Source organism: Pseudoxanthomonas sp. (assembly GCF_027498035.1).
Taxonomy (GTDB): domain Bacteria; phylum Pseudomonadota; class Gammaproteobacteria; order Xanthomonadales; family Xanthomonadaceae; genus Pseudoxanthomonas_A.
This window is the reverse complement of record NZ_CP114978.1, coordinates 3,188,746-3,212,089: the sequence shown is the minus strand read 5'-3', so window position 1 is coordinate 3,212,089 and position 23,344 is coordinate 3,188,746. Positions and strand designations below refer to the sequence as shown.

Below are 23,344 nucleotides of genomic sequence, written 5' to 3'. Positions count from 1 at the left end.
AGAGGGCGCCATACCATCTGGCGCGGCGCTCAGATCAGGTTAGGGCTCAAGGGGGAAGAGTCTCGTGATTGTTGAAATCACCTGCAAGACCGACCGGTTCAATCTGTCCGCTGTCGGGGAAGACTTCATTAACGACTGTTGCTTTGGCGAGGATTTCTCCAAATGGCTTGTAGCAGAGCTTTCTGGCACAGGCGTTGATTCAGACATAATCTGCATGGAGGACTTTGGCTGGGCCAATATCGCCGAGTACCAAGGCATCACCTATCTCATGTGCGTAGCCGGCAATTCAGATGAGGATGCCGCTCGCCCAGACTATGGTGAGTGGCACGTCATGCTTGAGCGGAGTCGCACGTTCATGCAAAAGCTCCTTGGCAAAAACAAGATTTCTGCTTCAGACCCAATCATTGGCAAAGTTACGCTGGTTCTCCAGAGGGCGGGGTTCGCAAGTGTCACGGTTGAGCCCTAACAATTCATTCAAGCCGAAGCCGCTTCGCGGCTCGGCTTAATTCAGGCGTTCGCCGCCCAGGTTCCAGCATCGGGGCGACATGACCGGGAGACCCAATGCCATGCGAACCAGGACCTGATGCCCCCATCGCGATGGCCTGGCTCAGGTTGCCCGATGCACTGGCCAACAGATCCTGCGCAAGGTGGAGCTCGAGGCCCCGCGCCATGAGCACCGCAAGTCTGATATCACCGGCTGCGCGCTCCAGGGCCGACGCAGCCGCTTCTTCGCTCACTTCCGCGAGTCGGCTGGTAATTGCATTGGCGCGTGATCGTAGCTTCGCGTTGGAAATGCGCATGTTGACCATCAGCCCTTTGCAGACCAGGCCGCAACGCAGCATGGCGGCGGTCGAGAGCAGGTTCAGGACGACCTTCTGTGACGTGCCGGCTTTCATTCGGGTCGAACCCGCGACCGGCTCACTCCCGGTCTCCACCAGCAGGCGATGCCGCGCATGCTTGAACAATGCCGCGTCGGCGTTGTTCGAGAGGCCAATCGTCAACGCCCCGCGCGAGGCTGCGGCCTCCAACACCGCAACGGTGTAAGGAGTGCGGCCACTGGCCGCCACAGCGATGACGACGTCGTTCGGCCCCAGGGCGTGTTCAGCGACCTCCTCCCTTGCCCGGAGGACATCGTCTTCCGCGCCCTCCACGCCAACAGCCAGTGCCCGCATCCCCCCTGCTATGAGGAAGACCAGCCTGGCCGGGGGCCAGTTGTAAGTCGGGGTCAGTTCCACACCGTCCTGCACCGCAATGCGCCCGGACGTCCCGGCGCCGGCGTAGACCAGCCGCCCCCCCGCCCGCAGACACAGGGCAATGGCCTCGCTGGCCTCGGCGATGGACTGGCATTGATCACGGACCGATGCAACGGCCAGCAATTGGCCCTCCAGCATGGCCTCCACGGCCGTCACCGTCGGCCATTGGTCTATTTCGATGTAGCGTGGATCAACGGCTTCCGTGGACATGCATCACCTCAGTGGGAGTTCGATGGCAAGGGGTGTGTTTTCTCGCGCGACCAGAGGCGCGGATTTCCGGGAACCTGCCATGCACGTAACGAAGGCTGCTGCCGTTCCCACGCATAGCTGCCAGGGGAAAGCCAGGCGCTTGATCTCCTGGGGCAGGCCCAGCAGGTCGACCACATAGCCCTGCATCAGCAGGACAACCAGGAAACCCACAGCCAGCGCCGCCAGCGCCGAACGCTCCGAGCCTCTGCGAGTGAACACGGCCGTTAGATAGATACCAAGCAGCCCTGCATAGGCGAAGGACATCACGCCCAGCACGAAGTCCAGCAACGGTAGTGCGCTGTACTTCTGCCAGTAATAGGAAAACACCGCCATTGCCAGCGTGGCTGCGGCCATAATGGCGTTGCTGATCCGCCCTGCATGGACAAAGTGGCGTTCATCCAGCTTGCCACGCGCACTGCGCCAGGGCCGATAGAAATCCTCCACCATGACCGACGCCATGGCGTTCAGTGCGGACATCGTGGTGCCCACCGCTGTCGCGATGATCCCGGCGGCCACCAAACCACGCAGGCCGGCGGGAACCTCGCTCAAGATGAAGTACATGAGCACGGTGACGTTGCCGTAACCGGACGTCGCCCCAGGCGCGGCACCAGTTTCGCCATGCATCAACTCCGGTCGCTGATAGAACACGTGGAGCAGGCTGCCGATGACGATCAACACCAGCGTCACGGGGATGATGGCCATCAGCGACATGTAGAGCCCACGGGCTCCCTGGCGCGCGTCACGGCAAGCCAGCAGGCGCTGCGTGGTGTCCTGATCCAGTGCGAAATTCCCCAGGTGAAGCAGGAGAATCCCGGTCATCACCGCCAGCATCGAATATGGCTTGTCCAGCTTCAGGGAGAAATCCAGTACCCGAAGCTTGTTCTCCCCCCCCGGCGCATGGATCAGCCCATGCACGATCTCCGGCATCGAACCCGGGATACGATGGAGGATGAACACCAATATTGCGACTGCAGCACTGACGTAGACGATGAACTGCAGCAGATCGATCCACACGACCGTCCGTAATCCCCCATGCAGGGAAAACACAAGCGAGGCCAGCGCCAGGACCAGCGACGCGATGATGATTCCCTGTGGCGTCACCTCAAGAAAGATGATCATCGAGACCGCAATCGCCGCCAGGTACAGGCGCGCGCCGCCGGCCAGGATCCGCCCGACCAGGAACATCAAGCCCGCCGCTCGCATGGCGCGACGGCCATAGCGGACATCGAGCAGTTCGTAGACCGTGCTCACGCCTGCTGCGTAGAAGCGCGGGATGAAGAATTTCCCCACGAGCATGGCCGCGAAAACCGCACCGATGTTGGTGGCCATATAGCTGTAATCGCTGCGATAGCCATTGTCTGGGACGCCCAGGAACGTGGCCGCCGATTGCGTTGTTGCCAGCACCGAAATGGCCGCCAGCCAGGCAGGAATCCTGCCACCGGCCAGGAAGTAGTCGCGGGTATCGCGTGCGCCGCCCCGGTTGAGCATCCAGCTCATCAGCACCAACGCCATGAAGTAGGCCAGGACCACCGCCCAGTCGAGCAAACCAAATTGCGGACTCATTGCCTCTTGTTCTCCTTCTGGTTCTCTGCCCGAAAATGGGTCATGACGACATCGAAACCGGCGAGCCGTGCGTCCGGTGCATTGCGAAGCACGCCGGGTCGGCGACCGCCCAGAGACATCCGGCCTGCCGCCGCATTCATGCACGGCATCATCGGCCGGATCCCGCAGCGGGATAGAAGTGCCCGCCTCGCAAAGGTCGTGGCGCCCCGGTTGTCATCGGATAAGTGATGGGTAACCCTGCTCGCGAACGCATGGCCAAATACGCCATGGCTTCCGCTTCCAGCGCGTCGGCGCGCAGCCCGAGTTGCGCAGCATCCATCACCGGGGCTGCCAGGCGCTGTCCAAGCTGCTGCATGATGGCCGCGTTCCGGCATCCACCACCACAGACGACCCAGGTGCTGGGCGCAGCCGGCAGCAGCGCGACTGCGGCCGCCACGGCTTCGGCCGTGAATGCCGCCAGCGTCGCGCACGCATCGGCTGGTGCCATTCCGGCGACCGCATCAAGCTTGAAGTCATAGCGATCCAGCGACTTCGGCGGCCTCTCGCCGAAAAATCGGTGTTGCATCAGCAACCCCAGCGCACGATTGTCGACCACGCCGGATAGCCCTAGTCGACCATCGGCGTCATACCGGCCCAAGCCCCGCGACCAGACGAATTCATCGATCAGTCCATTGCCCGGCCCTACATCAAACGCCATCAGTTCCTCATTGGCGCCAATCCAGGTCAGATTAGCCACGCCACCGATATTGAGGAAACACAGCGGCCGAGGGAGCGGCAAGCGTTGCGCCAGCGCGGCGTGATACACCGGAACGATCGGGGCACCTTGCCCGCCCTGGCGCATGTCTTCCAGCCGCAAGTCGGCGACCACATCGATTCCCAGCGCTTCTGCCAATGCGCCGGCATCGCCGAGTTGCAGGGTCTGGCCACACTCGGGGCGATGCAACAGTGTCTGTCCATGAAAGCCAATCAGGTCAATCGCACCTTCGTGACGCTGCAGCTCCCGGACCGCTCGCACGTGAGTCTGGTGGATGATCTGTTCGGCGCTACTGAAGCTGGCGGGACTGCACTGCCCTTCCCGCATCGTCAACGCATCCCTCACCGCTTGCCCAAGCGCCGCCTGCTCCCCTGGCGTATACGGTATGGTCACAGCATGACCACTGGCCTGCACCGAGCAACCATCGGTGATGATGAGCGCGGCGTCCACGCCGTCCAGTGATGTTCCACTCATCAAGCCGGCCACGCGCCGCATTTCAGCACATCCCATGCGATCGATCTCCGCGTGGAAATCCCGGCGTTGCAACGCGCTCTCCGACCCGCAGACGTCCGCGCTCAGTGCAGCGATTCAGCATGACGCGCCTCCCCTTGCTTCGGGAGGCTGGCCGACGTCTCTACCAGATCACGCACACCGGGAACGATGGCCAATAAAAGATCTGCCGTCGGCTGATCGGGTGATGTCAGGACGGCATACATGGATGCCGAAGCCTGCTCGTCGTGCACATGTCGTTCCAGCATCGCGCGCGCATCTGCCAGCCACGCGGCATCGGGCGCCTGTCCTGACTGGATCTTCGCCAGAGCCTCCAGGCCCGTATCCATCAGCATTGCCACGTCTGCGCTGATCTTGGCGACAGATTGAAGTCCGGGGAATTCTCTGACCAATAGCTGGACGCTCTGGCTGTCAGCCCTCCAGCCTTGCATCCGTGCCCTTAGCGAGGCGATTGGCTCCAGGTCACCTTGCCGCAGCGAGGCCGCGGCAAGGTTGAACGAAGCCGCTTCGAGGCTCTCGGGCAGGGCGGCATCGGCGAGCGTATTGAACGTCTGCGCGCCACGTGCCACGCCGTCAACCATGCTGCGGATCTTGTTCATGTGGGCGAAGTTGCGTACCGGCACGGTCACGGCGACCAGATCCGACAGCGCCGCGCTACGCCCGGGCGCCAGTCGCGCGAGCATCCGCTCTGCGTTGGCAGCATCTTCCAGACCCTGCACGCGCAGCTGATCCTGCACCACCGCCAACCGCCGATACATATCCGATGTGTCGTTGACCTCCGCGCTTGACCAGAAGCGCTCGGCCAAGGCGGCTGTCCGCGGCCAGATCCTCCCGTCCAGCATCTCGTCGGTGACAAGCTCGCTCCACAGCGGCGCCTCGGCACCGATGACCCGCTGCTGCTGTTCGGCCGTGAGCTCCGTGCCGCCCGCGGGCCTCACCATGTCCTGAGTCATCATCCGGGCAAGCTCTGGATGTTGCGCCAGCATCTCCTGTCGGTCGGCTGCACTGAGATAGCCAAATGCAGCCGGATCCAACGGATCGATCCGGTAATGCCAGGCCGTCGGCCAGAGGTGGTCCAGGTAATACCCGGCCGAAACAATGACCTGATGGCCACGCCGTGTCGCACGATCGATCGCTCCGGAACTTTTCCAAACCTGGACAACGACATCTTCCGGCATATGCGCCGATTCGATTTCTTCCCAGCCGATGACCTTCTTGCCCTGGTCGGCCAGCATCCTCTTCAGCCGGAGCAGGAAATGCTCCTGCAAGGCTTCCTTGTCCGCGAACCGGTGCACGCTCATGTAGTCAGCGATCCGGGGATTGTCCATCCAGTCAGCGCCGTTGACCTCATCACCGCCAATATGGAAATAACGATCAGGGAAGAGCGACGCGACCTCATTCAGAAGATTCCTGAGGAATACGTACGTCTCCGTCTTGGAAACATCGATCGCAGGGCCTCCCGGAATGGCCGCATCCACTGGCCCCGACGCAAGCAACGGATAGGCGGCGATCATCGCCTTGGCATGACCTGGAAGATCTATTTCCGGAATAACGCGAATGCCCCGCGCGCGCGCGTAGCCCACGAGATCCCGGATCTGTTCCTGGGTATAGAACCGCCCCTGATTTCCCTGGGTCAATCGCGGGTAACGCCGGCTTTGCACCCTGAAAGCCTCGTTGTCGCTCAGGTGGAGATGCAGCACATTGAGCTTGACCCGCTCCATCGCATCGATCTGCCGCTCGAGCGTTGGAACCGCCATGAAATGGCGGGCCACATCGATCATCAATCCCCGCCAGGCGAACCGCGGTGCGTCGCCGATGACCGCATGGGCAATCTGCGCCCGCCCATCCTGGACCACGATCAATTGCCGCAACGTGGCCAAAGCACGCAGCACGCCCACCGGCGTATCCGCGCTGATCTGCACGCCCTGCTCGTCGACGCGCAAGGTATAGGCCTCTTCCACACCTCCACCTGCAGCAGGCTCGTCAGGCGTTGCGGCACAACACGTGATCGACAAGGAAACAGCCGGCGCGCCCCCTTCGTCCAGACCAGTCAGCCGCGCAGCATCTGCACGAAAGCGTCCCAGCGCGTCGGATAGCAGCACGGTCGGCGCCGCGCTCCATCGAACGTCGAACCCTCCTTCAAAACGTAGCGCGCTTCCATCCATGTGCGCGGAGACCGGATAGGGCATCAATGCCGGAGCGGTGTTTCCCGCAGCAACCACGGTACCTGGTATCCATGCCAGCCCAAGCAACGTCAGGCCCAGGCAGAGTGAGCGGCCAGGCATGACGATCCGGGCTACAAGTCCATTCTTGCGCGCCCAGGGCCCAGTTCGGCCGCTCGTTGGCGAACGCTTCATCGTGTCTCCAGCATCTCTATCTCAGGCCACACTTTCGGTGCGTTGATTGTGTGAACCCGCCAGGTGTGGACGCCGCCCCATCGCCTCCACGGGGCGATCCAGGCCATTGCCTGCGAAGGCGAAAGCGAAAGGGCGCGCCACGCTCAAGTCATCAGAACTTCATGTCAAGCGAAAGGCCGACGGTGCGGAACGAATCGCTTGCGAACTGTTGATCAAGCCCATAAGGGTTGAGCACCGCCGTCGAGATGATGTACGCGCGATATCGCTTGTCGAACAAATTGCGTGCATACACCCCGACGCGCCAGCGGCCATCGGATGAGCCGATGCCGACGGTGCCATTGACGATTCCATAGGAGCCCGTCATGGTCTGCTCCTGTCCGATGGCGTTGTAGAAAGAACTGCGCCAGCTCCATCCACCGCTCATATCCAATGACAGGTTGTCGCCGAGCCCATGCTGGTAAGCGGCCTGCAGCGCGGCCGAATACTTCGATGAATAGGCCGGGCGCTGGCCCTTGAAGTTCGCCACTGAAACCCCCGAGACCGTGTAGCACGGCAGGGAGCCCGGCGACGGACAGCTGCTGATGTAGGACAGGAATTCCGCGTCGGTATATGCGGCGTTGGCCGACAACGTGAGGTTCGGCGTCACCGAGAACGACGTATCCAGCTCCGCACCTCGCGTACGCATCTTGTCTGCGTTGGTGAGCTGGGTGAGCATCGTCTCGTAGTTCAGCGCTGTCGCCTGGAAGTCATGGAAGATGTCCCAGTACAGGTCTGCGTTCAGCGTCAAGCGACGATCGAAGAACTTCGACTTGATGCCGACTTCATAATTGATTGATGTTTCTGGCTTGATCTTGTTTGCGGTACCACTCAGCACGTCGACGGAAGGGCCTTTATAGCCTTGCGAAACCGTTGCGTAGCTCATCACATCCTGGGTGTGCTGATACTGCAAGCCCACCTTCCCGGAGACATTGGACTTGGAGGTCGAACCATAGGAGCCGCTCTTGGTCGCGAGCGCCACTGTTGGGAGACCATCAATTTCTGACACCGGATACACCGAGAACCGCGCATTGATGGAGTCGTGGGTCAGGCGCGCGCCGACGATGGAAGACAGCTTCTCGTTGATGGCATAGGTGGTCGAACCGAACAAGGCAGAGCTTTTCGTGTTGACAAGATAGTGCGCGATGCCCTGTGCGCCACGGAGATAGAGGAAGGTCGGCACGTAATCGGCGTCATAGGTGTATGCGCCGTATTTGAGCTCGTTGGCCGTGATCGATGTCTTGCTGTAGAAAGCACCCAGGACATAATCGAGGCGGCCGTCAAATGCGTCGCCACTCAGCCGGAATTCCTGGCTCAGCTGCCGATCATTGTTCCGAGTCTCACTGTTATCGACATAGTTTGCCGGTGACAGGTCGATGTCGGCGACCTGGACCAGGTTCATCTTGCGAAAGGCCGTGATCGAGGTGATATCGCCCCAGTCGGACTTGTAATCGACCTTGGCCGATGTGCCGCTGGTGCGGGTCCACGCGTACCAGTCTTCATTGGCAAAACTCAGCAACTGGCTGCCGTCTACTTTGTAGCCTGACAGCAACGCGTTATAGCTGCTGTCGGTACCCAACGAATAGACCAGATAGGGGGAGCGCGTGAAGATGTTCTGGTGCTCGGCAGTCAACAGGACCGAAAGCTTGTCATTGATGTCCCAGAGGTACTTCGCACGAATACCGGAATTCTTGAGATCGCCTGCGTTCCAGCTGTTGTAGATGTTGCTGACCGCGCCGTCCTGCTTCTGGTAATACCCGGAGATACGAAGCGCGGAATTATCCGATACCACCAGATTTCCATTGACCTGGGCGACCTGCTCATTGCGACTACCGACCGCCATGTGGATATCGGCACTGTCGGAGGAGGTGTCCGGGTTCTTGGTGATGATCGAGACCACACCTGCAGATGCATTCTTTCCGAACAGGGTGCCCTGCGGGCCGCGCAGGACCTCGATCCGCTCGACGTCACTGAACCCACCAGCACCCGGATCGCGCGGCAGGCTGATGATCACGTCATCAACCACCGTACCGACGGTCTGCTCAGTGCCGTAGTTATACGACTGCGTGCCAATGCCGCGCACCTTGAAGCCGCCGCCGTCCGCGGCCACGTCCATCGAATAGGAAATGCCTGGTGCCAGATACTGGATGCTGGAGATATCGCTGCTGTTGAGCGCTTTCAGCTTTTCCCCATCGATAACATCAACATGGATCGGGACTTTCTGGACCGATTGGACCTTGTGCGTGGAGGTCACAGTGACCTCCTTGAGGTCATGAACACTTTCGCTCTTCGCCAGCTTCTCCTGGGCATCCTGGTCCGCCGCCTGGGCGTGCATCACCACTGTCATGTCCAGGCACGCGGCGATGATGATCGACAGCTTCTTCTTTCTACAAAGCACGTTGGCTACTCCTCTTGGGCGCAAGCAAATTGAGGTGAATCCACGCCCGGGCAATTACCACGCATGCACAGGACTCCGCCCCTTGGTATCGGGCGAGAATGGCAACCGGATTGATCGCAAGGGCGTGAGACAGAGGTAGACGGCATTTCGCCGACCCCACGGGACTTACCTGATACTTCGTTACTTACTTCCGCTGCAGCTTGGCTTCCTGGGCCTATCGACCTACAACCTGGATGCGGGTGCACCTGATGCCCTGATCAACGGGGGCGCCCTGGCGATACGCATCACAAGCCCAGCGATCCATCAGTGGCCCTGACCCCGGCCAACCTCACTCCTCCAGCGACAACCTCCAGGAGCCACGGCTCCCTCGCCCCCATCAGTTCCGGAAGGCCCTTACATGAATTGATATCGTTGTCATGTAACGAGTATTACGATGCAAATACAGGCCTGTCAAGAGGATCAAGCGCATTTTATCGACGCACTCGATTGCATGCTGCGGCAATAATCGGCATGCCATCACCTGTGCCGATAAATTTTCCACCACATCTATATTTACGTCATTTTTTGACAAGACGCTGGCGGGCGCACTCGAAACATCACCTCGATCGACATGGCCAAGCTGCGCCTGTTCCCAGAGATATACGTTTTCATTGCAACCCTCATTTGATTGACATCGTTGTCATTCAAATTTTAGGATCGGCTCAATATGAGCACGCCGCAGGCCTGCTTTCTCTTTCATCGAGCACGCGGAGAGCCGGTGGCCACCACCACGAGTCACGTTCCAACGCAAACACACTCCGTCCGCGACGACACCTTCATCGCGGCAGACGTGGGCGGCACCCACGTCCGTATCGGCCTGATCCGGCCCGGAAGCGACATCAGCCCGCTGCAGGTGTCGTCGTATCGCAACTATGCGTGCAATGAATACACGGGCCTGGATGAGATCCTCGGGGATTTCCTGGCCCAACCAGAGACCCGTCATGTCCGCCGGGGCGTCGTCGCTACCGCGGGCTATCCGATGGACGACGGAAGGATCATCAGCGCAAACCTTCCCTGGTCACTTTCTCCAGACACCATCCGCAGGACGATCGACTTCGACGACCTGCGTATCGTCAACGATTTCGCTGCCGTTGCTTACGCAGCCGCCCACATGGATTCCAGCCAAGTGCTGCGGCTTAGCGGACCGGAGACAACGCCCGGTCATGATGGCCCGGTGTTGATTCTCGGCCCTGGCACCGGCTTGGGTGCGGCATTGTGGATTCCCACGCCCGCGCGACCCATCATCCTGGCAACCGAGGCGGGCCAGGCGTCGCTGGCTGCTGGCAATGCGATGGAGATCGAAGTGCTCTCGCAACTGCTTGCCCAACACGATCACGTTTCAATCGAACACACGCTCTCCGGCCCTGGCCTGATGAACCTCTACACCACATTGTGTTACCTGGCTGAGGTCGACCCTCGATATACAACTCCCAGCCAGATCACGGAGGCCGCCGTGCAGGGACACGATCAACGCGCGCACCAGAGCCTGGAGATCTTCTGCGGGCTGTTAGGCAGTACCGTCGGCGACATGGCGCTGCTCTACGGCGCCAAGGGAGGAATCTACCTTGCCGGCGGCATCCTTCCGCAGATCAGCCAGTTCCTCCTGCATAGCAGTTTTGTCAGCCGGTTCCTCAATAAAGGACCGATGCGCGCAGCACTGGAACGCATTCCCGTCCGACTCGTCGAACACGGTCAGCTCGGCGTGATTGGCGCTGCCCACTGGTATCTGGACCAGCAACACGGTCAATGACCCCCTTCTCTTGGACGACATGATGCGCAGTGCATGCAGGACTTCACCCCATGTAACGTCGTTTCACGGGTGGCTCCGCTCCGCCACCTTGACGGCGTGCCTTCTACTGGCCGGCGTGCTGCTGCCTGAGCGCCCGGCATCGGCGCAATCGCTGGCACTGATCCCAATGCCGGCACACGTCACCCAGGAAAAAGGCCGCTATACCCTCGATGCCACCACGCGCCTGCAGTATTCCGGCCAGGCCTCCGCATCGGCCGCCGATGAATTCGCCCGGCTGCTTGCGCGCAGCCACGCGATTTCATTGCAACCCACGCCGAGCAGTATTCCGACTTCCGGCGCCGGCATCGAGTTCGTACTGGATCCTACTGCGAAGCTAGGGCCCGAAGATTATCGACTGACCGTCGGTCCACTGCGCATCGAGGTTGTGGCGGCGCAGGCACCCGGCTTGTTTTATGGCGCCATCACGCTCTGGCAGCTACTTCCCCCGGGACGGGACGATCACATCGCCATCCCGGCAGTACACATCGAAGACACACCGCGCTTTCCCTGGCGCGGGTTGATGCTCGACTCAGCGCGTCACTTCCAAAGCCCGGAACAGGTCAAGCAGCTGCTCGATGCCATGGCGGTGCACAAGCTCAATGTCTTCCATTGGCATCTCACCGACGACCAAGGTTGGCGCATCCAGATCCTGCGCTATCCCAACCTGACACAGGTCGGGGGCTGTCGCGAAAAAGTCGACATGCCCGGAGCAGGAAGCCAGGAATGTGGCTTCTATACACAGGCCCAGATCAGGGAGATCGTGGCTTACGCCGCTGCGCGCCAGATCACGGTCGTACCCGAAATCGACGTCCCTGGCCATGCCACTGCGGCGATCGCCGCCTATCCGCAGCTGGGCACCACCGGCCAGCGCTTGCCGGTATCGAATGAACGCGGCATCCATGCAAACCTGTTCAACGTGGATGAAGGCACATTCGAATTCCTCGACCAGGTCCTTGCCGAAGTAGCCGAACTGTTTCCCGGTGACTACATTCACATCGGCGGCGATGAGGCCATCAAGGACCAGTGGCGTGCCTCGACGCGTGTCCAGCAGCGGCGACACGAACTCGGACTGGCGGATGAGGCGCAACTGCAGGCCTGGTTCATCACTCGCCTGGAGGCCATGCTGGTGAAGCGCGGAAAGCGCCTGATCGGCTGGGACGAGATCCTTGAAGGCGCGTTGCCAGCCTCCGCCACGGTAATGTCTTGGCGAGGCACGGATGGAGGCATCGCTGCTGCACGTGCAGGTCATGACGTGGTGATGAGCCCGTCGCCGGACCTGTATCTGGATTACCTGCAGACCGATACGCCCGGTGAGCCCGCCGGACGACCCAAGACCGTTCCGCTGCGGACGGTTTACGCTTTCGACCCGGTGCCGGCCGAGCTAACCAGCGAACAGCGTCAACACGTGCTGGGCCTGCAGGCCAATCTCTGGACCGGCGACATCGCCGACCTGGCGGGCCTGGAACATGCCGCATTTCCGCGCCTGGCCGCTGTCGCCGAAACTGGCTGGACGCCGCAGGCGGACAAGGACTACGACACCTTCCTGGCCCGTCTGCCCACGCAATTGCGCCGTTATCGCGAACTGGGCATCGGCTATGCGAGCACGCCGTTCTCGGTCGTACTCACCGCCGCGGCAACCGGCGAGGGCCGTGCACGGATCACCTTGTCCAATCCGCTGGGATACCCAATCCACTACAACATCAATGGTGGCCCGCCGGATACTTCATCGCCTGCTTATCGGGCACCGCTGGACCTGGCGCTACCCGTGACGATCACCGCGGCAGCCTTCGCCGATGGCAAGGTTCTGGCCGCGCCGATGTCACGCCTGATCGACGCAACCACCCTGCTACGTCACGAAGACGAACAGTTGGAACAGTGCGCCGAGGACGGCCCGGTACTGCGGATGGCGAATCCGCGCTCGCCCGAGGCAGGCGGGTTGTTCAACGTCGCCATCCTGGCACCTTGCTGGCGCTGGAGTGATGCCCCGCTTGATGGCATCGGTACGATCCGGGTGCGCGCCGCCCGCCTCCCCTATCGGTTCCGCCTCGGCAGCGAGGAAGAACGCCGCCGCAGGTTCCTGCCGGCGACGACAGCGCAGGGCGAACTCGACATCCGCATCGACGGCTGTGATGGCCCACGTTTGGCCACCGCCGCGATGCCTGCGCATGTGGACGCTGAAGGCCTGGCCACCGTGCTGGCACCGGTCCGGCTGCCGGCACGCGGAGCGCATACGCTCTGTATCCGCTTCAGCGGAGATACCCGCCCGCAGATGTGGGTGCTGGACCAGATCAGCCTGCAGCCGACAGATCCCGAATGAGTCATCCATCCATTCCGCCTCCCTTTCCGCGCCAACTCGCCAATCACGCCCCCATGCCTTCTTCCCCTATCGCCAACGATGGTCTGCCGGCTGTATCCGAAACGTCAGGCGCCTCTCCCAATGAGACCCCCACGTTGATTGAACGGCTTGGCATCACCCCTTGCGCGCAGTCGATCGATTATCTGGAGCACAAGCAACAGTTCCAGCTGCATGCACTGCTGACCGAGCAGCGCCATCCGCGGACCACGGGCCTGAGCCAATGCATCGGCAGCGATACGACTGCCGGCCTGCGCGACTTGCTTTCGGTGGACCAGGACATCATCGCGACCTTCGACGCAGTCGCCGCCAACCCTGAGCAACTGGCCCGATTGCAGGCCGCCTCGCTGGCCGTGCAACAGGCGCTACGCGATGGCCATCGCATCTATTTCTACGGCACCGGTTCGACCGGGCGCCTGGCCGAGACGCTGGAGAGCGGCCTGTGGCGCCCGTTCTGGCGACGCCTGGCGCTGCAATACCCGGCCCTGTGGCAAGCGCTCGAAGCGCGCTTCCCGGGAATCGAGGCCCGCGTCCGCGGTGAGATCACCGGTGGCGACCGCGCCCTGATCAGCTCGCTGGAAGGTTTCGAGGACCTGCCGTTGATCGGCAGGCTGCAATTACAGGACCACGCGATCAGCGCACAGGACGTGGTGTTTGCGGTGACCGAGGGCGGCGAGACCTCGGCCGTGATCGGCACCGCCCTGGCCGCCGCCGCGCAGGAGGGCGCCACCGCCGGCCACACATGGTTTGTCTACAACAATCCCGACCACGTGCTGCGCCCGTTCGATCGCAGTCGCCAGGTGCTGGACGACGCACGCATCGGCAAGATCGAACTGGCCACCGGCCCGCAATCCATCACCGGCTCCACGCGCATGCAGGCCACCACCACCAGCCTGTACGCGCTGGGCGTGGTGCTGGAAGACGCTTTGCAGCAGTTGCTTACGCCGGTGCTGTCGGCCGAGCAGATGCAGGCGCTGGGCTTCCACCCCGGCACCACCATCGCCAGCGGCCTGCGCAGGTTCGGCCAGCTGCAGAAGATCGCTGCCAGCGCCGCCCCACAACTGGCGCCGTGGACCAACCTGGAAACAATCACCTATCGCAATGCGTGCCATGCCACCTACCTGGCACAGCGCGCGTTGATGCCGGTGTTCGTGGATGTTACCGAACGCGGGCCGACGTTCCGGCTGGCGCCCCTGGATCGGTGTGACACTGCCCAGCGCACTTCGTGGATCCAGGTCTGGGCACCGGTGGAGACCCCACAGCAGGCATGGGATGCGCTGCTGCAGCGTCCGTTCCATGGCCTGGATGCAACCCGCTATTCCGGACCATTCCAGCAGCAGATCGATGACCCCTACCTGCGGGCCTCGGCATTGCACAGCCTGAAATCGGCCGGGGCCGAACAGCAGGTTCTGTATGACCTTTCGGCTTCAGCCACCCAACTGCAGCAGGCCGGCCCACGACCCGGCGACCTCGGGGTCCTGGTGCTGCTGGGCCACGAAAGCCTGTCGCCGATCGCCCTCCGTTGGCTGCAGCAGGTACGTGCGGCCAACGCGGCACAGGTGGTGTTTTCGGTCTCGGACCAGCCACTGGATGCATCGCTGCGCGCAGCTGCGCCGACGGCGACCTTCGTCGATGTGCAGGTCCCGCAGCGCGATCCCTTCGGCCTCAATCAGGCCATCGTCCTCAAGATGCTGCTCAATGCCCATTCCACCGGCGTCATGGCCAAGCTCGGCCGCGTAGTGGGTAACACCATGACCTCGGTACAACCGGGCAACCTGAAGCTCTACGGCCGCGCCACCCATCTGATCCAGTCACTGGTCAATGAAGCACTGGCCAGTACCGCCTGGCGCAAGGCGCATGGCACCAGCACGCCGCTGAGCTATGCGGACGCCAATGCCGTCATGTTCGAAGCGATCGAGCAACGCCACGCATTGCCGGAAGCCGCACAGACACCCGAGGTGGAGCTGACCATCGTTGCTGTGCTGCAGGCCCTTGCCAGCGGCCAACCCGTTGCCTGGCCCCACGCGGCTGCCACGCTGCAGCAAAAAGACCTGGCGACCTGCCTGGCGCCATACGCCGATTAGGCGCGCCTCGGGAACATCCGCAGCAACAGGTCGCGGGCCGGTGTCATCGCGATCAACAGGCCCAGCAGGACGCCCGTCGCATCGGCGAGTGCGTCCATCGGGTCGGGCGTGCGGTCGGCCGTGAACTCGCCCTGGGCAAACTCGATCAGCACGCCCAGCACCACCAGCCATGCGCCGGCCCGCAGCAAGGCGCGTCGCGTGGCGAACAGCTGCACCGCGCACACCGACAGCACGAAGAACGATCCGGCGTGTTCGAGCTTGTCCACGCCCGGCCAGACCTTGGGAATGTCGTCGCCCGGCAGCAGGCAGGTGGTCACCACCACCGCCATCGCCAGCGCCCACAGGCCGACCCAGAACGCCGGCCAGCGCAGCGGCTTCAACGCAGGGATGCTTACAGCCGCCACGTCAGGTCTCCGGACAGGAAGGCCGCGTCGAAATTGCAGTCGCGCGCGAACCCCATGAACTGGAAGCGCTCGCCCATCTCATTGGGCAGGGTGAGCTTCTTGAACTCGTTGCGCAGGCGCATCACGGTCGCCTCGTCCGGCGCGCGGGCTTCTGCTTCGGCCAATCGCTCGATCAAGCCATTGCCCACCAGGAACCCGGCCTGCGTGGCGTAACCAGCCAGCGCAAAGCCCGCCGAGGTACCTGCTTCGGCCAGCGCGGTGAAATCCACCGATGCGGTGATGTCCTGCAGGCCCGGCCAGCGATGCACGTCGTTGTGCATGCGGTGCCGATAGAAGGCGCGCATGGTGCCGCCGTCACGCTGCTCCAGGTAGAACTCCTTGCGCGGGTAGCCGTAGTCGCAGAACAGCAGCGCGCCGGCGTCGAGCTTGCCGATCACCGCCTGCACCCAGTACGGCAGCTGCGGCAGCAGCTCGGAGCGGTAACCGTCCTCGAACAAGACGTCCCGCGAACGCTCGACATGGCGCACCGCGGCGGCCAGCAGCGGATCTGCCGGACGGTCGGTGGCGATGAAGCGCCCTTCCCCGTCCAGGGCGACGTGCTCTTCGAACACTTCGCCCTCGCGCAGGGTGAAACGCGGCGTAGGCAGCGCGTCGATCACCTCGTTGGCGAACACCACGCCGTTCCAGGTTTCGGCTGGCGGGGTGTCCAGCCATTCCACGCAGTCGAACACCGGCGGAATCAGTCGACGGCCCAGGCGTTCGCGCTGGCGCTCGCGCAGGTCGGCGCTGGGTTCCAGGATCCAGTACTTGGCCGGCATCGCATCCAGCGATAGCAGGCGCTTGAGCATCACTTCGGCAAAGGCGCCGCTGCCGCCGCCGATCTCCAGGAAACAGGCTTCCGGCCCCAGTTCCTGCAGCACCGGGGCCACCGCCTGCGAGACGGCGCTGGCAAACAGCGGGCCGATCTCCGGCGCGGTGACGAAGTCGCCGGCTTCGCCAAACTTGGTCGCCCCGGCGCTGTAGTAGCCCAGCCCCGGCGTGTACAGACAGCGCTCCATGAAACGCGAGAACGGAACCGAGCCGCCGGAAGCGGCGATCTCGGCGCGGATCATCGCGCCCAATCGGTCGCTGTGGGCCAGGGCATCGGCATCGGGAAGCGGCAAGTCGTTCATCGGGCAAGCGTATGGCGGCAAAGGAGGCCATGTTACGCGGCACCCGGTGGCCACGCCGCCGAGATCCGGGCGGAATTCCGTCCCGGCAGGCCTAGCCAGCACCGGGGGCCGCCCCTATGATCGTGTTGCACTCTTCCCCGGTTGTGACATGACTTATTGCGTCGGCATCGAAGTGGACGAAGGCCTGGTCTTCGCCGCGGATACCCGGACCAGCGCCTCGTTCGACGACGTGCGCGTCTATCGCAAGATGCACATCTTCGAGTACCCGGGCGACCGGGTGTTCGTGATCCTGTCCGCAGGCAATCTGGCCACCACCCAGCTGACCATGTCGCGGCTCAAGCGCGATGCGGACGATCCGTCCTGTGCCCGCAGCCTGCGCACCTTCAAGCACCTGTTCGAGGTGGCCGAATATGTGGGCGAGGTGCTGGTGGCCAGCCAGTCGGCGGTCAACGACCAGGCCCAGCAGAGCGGCGTCAGCGTGCAGTCCACCCTGGTGCTGGGCGGCCAGATCGCCGGCGAACGCCCCGGCCTGTACATGGTCTATCCACTGGGCAACTGCATCGCCACTTCGCCGGAAACCCCGTACCTGCAGATCGGCGAATCCAAGTACGGCAAGCCGATCCTGGACCGCATCCTGCGCCCGGGCACCACCCTGGAAGACGCGGCACGCTGCGCGCTGGTGTCGCTGGATTCGACCATCCGCTCCAACCTGTCGGTGGGCATGCCGTTGGACATGGCACTGATCCGTGCCGGCGACCTCAAGGTCACCCAGCAGATGCGCCTGGAAGGCGACACCCCGCTGTATGCGGAAATCCACGACACCTGGTCGCGCAAGCTGGAAAACGCGGTACGCACCCTGCCGCGCTTCCCGTGGGAACCGGCGCGCGAAGGCGACGATGCCGACGAGCCGCCGGCCCGCCAGGTGGTGGCACCACCGCGCCGGATCGCCTCGCGCCAGGATCCAGGCGACGACGCAGGGCAGCAGTAGCTACTGCTTTTTTGCGCAGATACCCCTTGTAGAGTGGAGCTTGTGGCAGTCCCATCTTGGGGGCTCCGCTGCTCTTCGGTCAGAGCGTGGGAAAGACCCCAGCGGAGTCCCCAAGATGGGATCGCCACAAGCTCCGCTCTACACACACCCGAAGCAACGCAGCGGTCAGTTGTAGAAATACCCTTCGACGATGGCGTTGTGCAGGCTGCTCAGGTGGACCTGAATCTCATCCATGAAGGCGGCCGGGTTCTGCGCCGCCAGCCACACTGGATCGGCATTGCGGATCATACCCACCACCCGGTTGAGATGGCGATCCACGCCCACTCGTGGCGGCATGGTCGGCAGCACCTGCTGGGCGCGGGTCAGGCAGAACTGCACGCTGCGCGGGAATTCGGTGTTCTGCAGCAGGAAACGCAATGCATGCTCACCGGTGACGCGCTGGCGGATGTGGCGGCGATACATCTGGTAGGCCGCCAGTGAACGCAGCACCGCCATCCACTGCATGTTGCGGAAGGCCTCGCGGTCTTCCTCGCTTCGTGGCGTGATCAGTCCCGAGGCACCGGCATCGATGATGCGCGTGGTCATGTCGGCCTGTTCGATGCCGGTGCCCAGACGCAGGAACTGATAGCCGATGTCGCGGCTCACATTCGCCGACAGCAGGCCGGACACCTTGAGGCAGCCATCGACGATGCGGGTGATGAACTCCAGCCGGTAACGACGCTGCAGCGCGCGGTCGCCACTGGCGGCCACATACAGGTGCAGGTCGTTGACCGCTTCCCACACGTCCTGCGGCAGCGTGTCGCGGATGCTGCGCAGGATCTCGCGCGCACCGGTGATCGACACGGTCAGCGAGGACGGATTGTTCTCGTCCAGCAGCAGGAAGCGCACCACCTCGGCATCGGCCACATCGAGGCCGGCATCAGGATGCAGCGCGGTGAAAACCTCGCCCGAACCCACCGTGTCGATCATGGGCCGCCAGGTGAAGCGCACCGAGCGCGGCAGGTCCAGCTGCAGCATGCTGCCCACGCCGACCAGGCGTGCGGTGTTTTCCGCGCGGCGGATGTAGCGGCTGAACCAGTAGAGATTGTCTGCGACGCGCGAGAGCATCAGAGCGTGTCCTCGTCGGTGTCGACCACCCAGGTGTCCTTGGCGCCGCCGCCCTGCGAGGAATTGACCACCAGCGAGCCTTCGGTCATCGCCACGCGGGTCAGGCCTCCTGTGGTGACGTAGGTGTCCTCGCGCGACAGGATGAAAGGCCGCAGGTCCAGGTGGCGCGGCGAGGGACCTTCGTCGGTGACGATCGGCGCGGTGGACAGGTTCAAGGTCGGCTGGGCCATGTAGTTGCGTGGATCGGCCTGGATCAGGCCGCGGAATTTCTCGATCTCGGCCTTGCTGGCGCGCGGGCCGATCAACATGCCGTAGCCGCCCGATTCGTTGGCCGGCTTGACCACCAGCTTGTCCAGGTTGGCCAGCACGTGCTTGAGGTCCTTGTCGTCGTGGCACAGGAAACTGGGCACGTTGGGCAGGATCGCGTCCTCGCCCAGGTAGTACTTGATCATCTTGGGCACGTAGGCGAACACGACCTTGTCATCGGCCACGCCCGCGCCCGGCGCATTGGCCAGCGCCACCTTGCCGGCGCGCCAGCTGCGGATCAGGCCTGGCACGCCGAGCATCGAATCGGGATGGAATACTTCCGGATCGATGAACAGGTCATCGACGCGCCGATAGATCACATCCACCCGCTGCGGGCCGTACACGGTGCGCATGTAGGTGCAGTCGTCGTCGGCGACGAACAGGTCAGGCCCTTCGACCAGTTCGATGCCCATCGACTGCGCCAGGTACGCATGCTCGAAATACGCGCTGTTGAACACGCCCGGCGTCAGCAGCGCGATCACCGGCGCATCCCCCGGACGCGGCGACAGCGCGGCCAGGGTGTCGTAGAGCTGGCTGGGGTATTCGTCCACCGGCAGGATCGAGCTGGTCTCGAACAGCTCGGGGAACACGCGCTTGGCCACCATGCGGTTCTCCAGCATGTAGCTCACGCCGGACGGGATGCGCAGGTTGTCCTCCAGCGCGTACAGCGTGCCGTCGCCATCGCGGACCAGGTCCGAGCCGCAGATGTGCGCCCACACGCCCAACGGTGGGGTGATGCCCACGCACTGCGGCCGGAAGTTGACCGAATCCTTGAGCAGCATCGCCGGGAATACCTTGTCCTTGACGATCTGCTGCTTGCCGTAGATGTCGCCGATGAACAGGTTCAGCGCGCGCATGCGCTGCTTGAGGCCGGCTTCGGTGACTTCCCACTCCTTGCGTGGGATCACGCGCGGGATCAGGTCGAACGGCAGCGTGCGGTCGACGTTGCGGCCATCCGAATACACGGTGAAGGTGATGCCCATGACCCGGGCGACGACGTCGGCGGCAACCTGGCGCTCTGCGATCTCGCGGCCGGACAGGCCGCCGAGATATTCGACCAGGCGACGCGCCGCGGGTCGCGCCTGGCCGTCGGCCTGGATCAGTTCGTCAAACGTGGAACTCCGGTATTTCTCCCAGTCCATTCGCTCCGATCCGTTGACCCTTGCAGCCAGCGGAAAGCGGTGCGGAAGGGGATGTCAGGCAACATGCCCGCAAACCACGACGGGCGTCAAGCAATCGACGGAATGCGATGCGCATGCGCCGCGATGGTGCAGATTCATGCGCCTTTGCAGGCGCTGACGCACCGGGATGCCACAATCGCGCCATCTTTCCCGGTGCCTTCTCCCATGTCCGATCTTCCCCGCGTCGCCCTGGTCACCGGTGCAGCCAAGCGGATCGGCGCGGCCATCGCACGCGCCCTGCACGCCGATGGCTATGCGCTGGCCCTGCACTACCGTGGCTCGGTCGCGGAGATGGAAGCACTGGCCGCCGAACTGGAGGCCGTGCGCCCGGGCAGCACGCTGGTGCTGCAGGCCGAGCTGGCCGATGTCGGACAACTGCCGCTGCTGGTGTCGCGCACCGTCGAACGCTTCGGCCGGCTCGATGCCCTGGTCAATAACGCTTCGGCCTACTACGCCACGCCGGTGGGCACGGCCACGCCAGCGCAGTGGGACGCGCTGTTCGCCTCCAATGCACGCGCGCCGTTCTTCCTGTCGCAGGCGGCCGCGCCGCACCTGAAAGACAGTGGTGGGGCCATCGTCAGCATCGCCGACATCTATGCCCAGCGGCCGCTGCCCGAGCACACCGTGTACTGCATGGCCAAGGCCGCGCTGGTGATGATGACCCAGTCACTGGCGCGCGAGCTCGGCCCGCACGTGCGCGTCAACGCCATCGCGCCGGGCAACATCTTGTGGTCGGAAAATCCGGTCAAGGCCGAAACCGAAAGCGTGCTGCGCGAACGCGTGCCGCTGCAGCGCCAGGGCTCGCCCGACGACATCGTCTCGGCCGTGCGCTGGCTGCTGGATGGCAATGCCTACGTCAACGGCCAGATCATCGCCATCGATGGCGGCCGCTCGGTGTTCGTCTAAAGACCCAGGCTCGTTGAACGTGGGCACCCTAGTAGGAGCAACTGTCTCCTCAAATCTCGTAGCGGCCTCCTTGTAGAGCGGTAGGTCGGCCTTACGCGGCCGACGTGTGTCCAGCGGATTGAACGATCCGTCGGGGGGCGTGGCCCCGACCTACGGCTTGCGCGGAGGTGCGCGAGCGCCTATTCGCACACGATGCTTCGTAGGAGCGGCTTGCGCCCGACGCAGTGATGCCATCAACGACGCCGATGTCCCCAGCGCGACGCAATCGATCAGGCCAGTTTCGTCCCGCGCAGCTGGTCCAGCACGTCCTGCATCAGGCTGACGAACAGCGGATGGGCCAGCTTGGCATCGTCACGCCACAGCACGATGCCGTGCGCATCGCATTCGCAGGCCAGGTCGATGTCGATCACGCACTGCCGCTCACCGGGCACGCGACCAAGATCGGCTTCGATCAGCTTCAACGAGGGCAGCAGCGCATCGTTGGCCAGGCCGGTGGCCAGGACCAGTGCCTGGTTATGGAAACGCCGGCCATCGTCGGTACTGACGCTGGGCCCTTCCACGCAGCGCGATACCGCCTCCACCAATCCATGCGTGGACAGCTGCTCACGCGCCAGCTGCAGGACCTGTGGCGAGGCCAGGCTGCTGCCCAGCAGCAGCACGTAGCGGTGGGTGCTCACGCCGCGCCCCGCCGACGCACGATGCACACACCCACGCCGCGCGCGGCGGGCACCGCCTGCGGCTTGGTCACGCGCAGTTTCACGGTCTGGATCGGGAAATTCCGCAGCAGCTGTGCGGCGATCGTCTCGGCCAGCGCTTCGACCAGGGCAAACCCTGACTGCGCACAGATCGATTCAATGACCTGCGCGACCACCGCGTAATCCACGGTGTCGGCCAACGCATCGCTGCCACCGGCGCCACGCGTATCGACGGTCATCTCCACGTCGAACACCAGCGGCTGGGTCGCGTCCCGCTCGAAATCGTAAACACCGATCAGCGCCTGCACCTGCAGGCCATCAATGAAAATCACATCGTCCACGGTGTTGTCCTAGTCGTCCTGCCGCGGGCCGGCCATGCGCGCCAGGCGCAGCTGGAACAGCACCTTGGTCACCAGCAGGCGTTCTTCGATCGGCTTGAGCACCAGGTCGTTGGCGCCAAGCTGCAGCAGTTCGGCCTGGTTGTCGCGATTGCTGTCGCCGGTCATCACCAGGATCGGCAGGCGCCGCTTGCCATAGGCGAAATCCACGCGCACGCGCTGCACGATATCCACGCCACTCAGCTCACCCTTCAGGGTCACGTCAGTCAGGACCACGTCGAAGCGGTGCGTGGACATGCCCAGCGATTCGGCGGTGAGCAGGGCGAAGGCGTCTTCGGCACGCAGGACGTGCACCACCTTCAGGTCGTGGCGTTCCAGCATGCGCTTGGTGGTCTCGGCCACCACGCGGCTGTCCTCCACGTACAGCACGGTGGCGCCGGGCACCGATTCCGGCTGCACATAGCCATGGATGAAGGCGGCCAGGGCCTCGTGGCCCAGCGCCTTGTCGAAATAGTCGGTGACGAATTCAGTGAAGCGGCGCTCTTCCAGGTGCGCCTGGGCCTCACCGGAGACCACGATCACCGGCACATAGGCCTGGCCTGCGGACTCGCGCACCGCACGGGCCACTTCCAACCCGGTGCCGTCCTTGAGCGACAGCGCAGTGGTCACCAGGTCCACCGGGCCTTCAACCAATGCCTGGCGCGCCTCGACCAGGGTCGCGCAACCAACCACCTCGACCTGCGGCAGGTCGCGCCTGAGCACGTCGGTAATGAGCTTGCGCACCATCTTCGAGCCATCGACCACCATCACGCGTGGCGTTTCGCTGATCAGGTGCTGCAGGTCTTGTGGAGGCATGGGGGCC

The 23,344-nt window shown here is 63.3% G+C and carries 18 protein-coding genes; 6 read left to right on the top strand and 12 right to left on the bottom strand.

The genetic code is table 11. The annotated features are described in order from the left end of the window. The first annotated feature begins 64 nt into the window (after window positions 1–64). Complete coding sequence (locus O8I58_RS13980; RefSeq protein ID WP_298317236.1) at window positions 65–466, top strand: hypothetical protein; 402 nt, start codon at window positions 65–67, stop codon at window positions 464–466. Window positions 467–470: 4 nt separating this feature from the next. On the opposite strand, the gene O8I58_RS13975 is transcribed toward O8I58_RS13980, so the two are convergent. The 5 genes from O8I58_RS13975 to O8I58_RS13955 all read right to left on the bottom strand — a co-directional run bounded on the left by O8I58_RS13975 (window position 471) and on the right by O8I58_RS13955 (window position 9,120). Then, the gene (locus O8I58_RS13975) at window positions 471–1,463 is read right to left on the bottom strand and encodes an N-acetylmuramic acid 6-phosphate etherase (RefSeq protein WP_298317234.1); all 993 of its coding nucleotides are present in this window, start codon (window positions 1,461–1,463) and stop codon (window positions 471–473) included. A 3-nt stretch (window positions 1,464–1,466) separates the two neighbouring features. Then, complete coding sequence (locus O8I58_RS13970; protein WP_298317232.1) at window positions 1,467–3,014, bottom strand: sodium:solute symporter; 1,548 nt, start codon at window positions 3,012–3,014, stop codon at window positions 1,467–1,469. Between the two features lie 199 nt (window positions 3,015–3,213). After that, window positions 3,214–4,365, bottom strand: coding sequence for an anhydro-N-acetylmuramic acid kinase (locus O8I58_RS13965; RefSeq protein WP_298317229.1), 1,152 nt, complete (start codon window positions 4,363–4,365; stop codon window positions 3,214–3,216). Window positions 4,366–4,394: 29 nt separating this feature from the next. Continuing rightward, window positions 4,395–6,614, bottom strand: coding sequence for a beta-N-acetylhexosaminidase (locus O8I58_RS13960; protein WP_298317227.1), 2,220 nt, complete (start codon window positions 6,612–6,614; stop codon window positions 4,395–4,397). Window positions 6,615–6,837: 223 nt separating this feature from the next. Continuing rightward, window positions 6,838–9,120 carry a TonB-dependent receptor gene (locus tag O8I58_RS13955; RefSeq protein WP_298317226.1) on the bottom strand — a complete coding sequence of 761 codons (2,283 nt, stop codon included), beginning with the start codon at window positions 9,118–9,120 and terminating at the stop codon, window positions 6,838–6,840. A 706-nt stretch (window positions 9,121–9,826) separates the two neighbouring features. On the opposite strand from O8I58_RS13955, the gene O8I58_RS13950 reads away from it, so the two are divergent. The 3 genes from O8I58_RS13950 to O8I58_RS13940 all read left to right on the top strand — a co-directional run bounded on the left by O8I58_RS13950 (window position 9,827) and on the right by O8I58_RS13940 (window position 15,385). Next, window positions 9,827–10,909 (top strand): glucokinase, encoded by a 1,083-nt coding sequence (locus O8I58_RS13950; protein WP_298317223.1) that lies wholly within the window; start codon window positions 9,827–9,829, stop codon window positions 10,907–10,909. A 19-nt stretch (window positions 10,910–10,928) separates the two neighbouring features. Further along, window positions 10,929–13,265, top strand: coding sequence for a family 20 glycosylhydrolase (locus O8I58_RS13945; RefSeq protein ID WP_298322990.1), 2,337 nt, complete (start codon window positions 10,929–10,931; stop codon window positions 13,263–13,265). A 134-nt stretch (window positions 13,266–13,399) separates the two neighbouring features. Continuing rightward, a complete protein-coding gene (locus tag O8I58_RS13940; RefSeq protein WP_298317220.1) occupies window positions 13,400–15,385 on the top strand; it encodes a hypothetical protein in 1,986 nt (661 codons plus the stop codon). Here O8I58_RS13940 and O8I58_RS13935 read toward each other — a convergent pair. Both O8I58_RS13935 and O8I58_RS13930 read right to left on the bottom strand, forming a co-directional pair. Then, window positions 15,382–15,714 (bottom strand): VanZ family protein, encoded by a 333-nt coding sequence (locus tag O8I58_RS13935; RefSeq protein ID WP_298322988.1) that lies wholly within the window; start codon window positions 15,712–15,714, stop codon window positions 15,382–15,384. The genes O8I58_RS13940 and O8I58_RS13935 overlap by 4 nt on opposite strands. Window positions 15,715–15,776: 62 nt before the next feature. Beyond that, complete coding sequence (locus O8I58_RS13930) at window positions 15,777–16,961, bottom strand: class I SAM-dependent methyltransferase (RefSeq protein WP_298317217.1); 1,185 nt, start codon at window positions 16,959–16,961, stop codon at window positions 15,777–15,779. A 148-nt stretch (window positions 16,962–17,109) separates the two neighbouring features. Between O8I58_RS13930 and O8I58_RS13925 the strand changes: the two genes are divergently transcribed. After that, a complete protein-coding gene (locus O8I58_RS13925) occupies window positions 17,110–17,949 on the top strand; it encodes a proteasome-type protease (protein WP_298317214.1) in 840 nt (279 codons plus the stop codon). 165 nt (window positions 17,950–18,114) lie between these two features. On the opposite strand, the gene O8I58_RS13920 is transcribed toward O8I58_RS13925, so the two are convergent. After that, window positions 18,115–19,056, bottom strand: a complete 942-nt coding sequence (locus O8I58_RS13920; protein ID WP_298317212.1) for an alpha-E domain-containing protein — start codon at window positions 19,054–19,056, stop codon at window positions 18,115–18,117. Further along, window positions 19,056–20,504 (bottom strand): circularly permuted type 2 ATP-grasp protein, encoded by a 1,449-nt coding sequence (locus O8I58_RS13915; RefSeq protein ID WP_298317209.1) that lies wholly within the window; start codon window positions 20,502–20,504, stop codon window positions 19,056–19,058. The genes O8I58_RS13920 and O8I58_RS13915 overlap by 1 nt, the downstream gene beginning before the upstream one ends. A gap of 204 nt (window positions 20,505–20,708) precedes the next feature. Between O8I58_RS13915 and O8I58_RS13910 the strand changes: the two genes are divergently transcribed. Then, window positions 20,709–21,449, top strand: a complete 741-nt coding sequence (locus tag O8I58_RS13910) for a pteridine reductase (protein WP_298317206.1) — start codon at window positions 20,709–20,711, stop codon at window positions 21,447–21,449. A gap of 269 nt (window positions 21,450–21,718) precedes the next feature. On the opposite strand, the gene O8I58_RS13905 is transcribed toward O8I58_RS13910, so the two are convergent. Genes O8I58_RS13905 through O8I58_RS13895 form a run of 3 tightly spaced genes read right to left on the bottom strand, consistent with a single transcriptional unit; the run spans window position 21,719 to window position 23,337 of the window. Beyond that, window positions 21,719–22,126: a 2-amino-4-hydroxy-6-hydroxymethyldihydropteridine diphosphokinase gene (locus O8I58_RS13905; RefSeq protein ID WP_298317204.1), complete on the bottom strand. Its 408-nt coding sequence runs from the start codon at window positions 22,124–22,126 to the stop codon at window positions 21,719–21,721. After that, window positions 22,123–22,485 carry a dihydroneopterin aldolase gene (gene folB / locus O8I58_RS13900; protein WP_298317202.1) on the bottom strand — a complete coding sequence of 121 codons (363 nt, stop codon included), beginning with the start codon at window positions 22,483–22,485 and terminating at the stop codon, window positions 22,123–22,125. Before folB ends, O8I58_RS13905 begins: the two co-directional genes overlap by 4 nt. A 9-nt stretch (window positions 22,486–22,494) precedes the next feature. Beyond that, on the bottom strand, window positions 22,495–23,337 hold the full coding sequence (locus tag O8I58_RS13895) for a response regulator (protein ID WP_298317199.1): 843 nt from the start codon (window positions 23,335–23,337) through the stop codon (window positions 22,495–22,497). Window positions 23,338–23,344: the final 7 nt, after the last annotated feature.

Excerpts from the sequence above, each read along its gene's own strand:
- O8I58_RS13950 (WP_298317223.1), top strand. The coding sequence starts at position 9,827 with ATGAGCACGCCGCAGGCCTGCTTTCTCTTTCATCGAGCACGCGGAGAG.
- O8I58_RS13975 (WP_298317234.1), bottom strand. The coding sequence starts at position 1,463 with ATGTCCACGGAAGCCGTTGATCCACGCTACATCGAAATAGACCAATGG.
- O8I58_RS13930 (WP_298317217.1), bottom strand. The coding sequence starts at position 16,961 with ATGAACGACTTGCCGCTTCCCGATGCCGATGCCCTGGCCCACAGCGAC.
- O8I58_RS13925 (WP_298317214.1), top strand. The coding sequence starts at position 17,110 with ATGACTTATTGCGTCGGCATCGAAGTGGACGAAGGCCTGGTCTTCGCC.
- O8I58_RS13960 (WP_298317227.1), bottom strand. The coding sequence starts at position 6,614 with ATGCCTGGCCGCTCACTCTGCCTGGGCCTGACGTTGCTTGGGCTGGCA.
- O8I58_RS13935 (WP_298322988.1), bottom strand. The coding sequence starts at position 15,714 with ATGGCGGTGGTGGTGACCACCTGCCTGCTGCCGGGCGACGACATTCCC.
- O8I58_RS13920 (WP_298317212.1), bottom strand. The coding sequence starts at position 19,056 with ATGCTCTCGCGCGTCGCAGACAATCTCTACTGGTTCAGCCGCTACATC.
- O8I58_RS13895 (WP_298317199.1), bottom strand. The coding sequence starts at position 23,337 with ATGCCTCCACAAGACCTGCAGCACCTGATCAGCGAAACGCCACGCGTG.
- O8I58_RS13945 (WP_298322990.1), top strand. The coding sequence starts at position 10,929 with ATGATGCGCAGTGCATGCAGGACTTCACCCCATGTAACGTCGTTTCAC.
- O8I58_RS13910 (WP_298317206.1), top strand. The coding sequence starts at position 20,709 with ATGTCCGATCTTCCCCGCGTCGCCCTGGTCACCGGTGCAGCCAAGCGG.
- O8I58_RS13915 (WP_298317209.1), bottom strand. The coding sequence starts at position 20,504 with ATGGACTGGGAGAAATACCGGAGTTCCACGTTTGACGAACTGATCCAG.
- O8I58_RS13970 (WP_298317232.1), bottom strand. The coding sequence starts at position 3,014 with ATGGCGTTGGTGCTGATGAGCTGGATGCTCAACCGGGGCGGCGCACGC.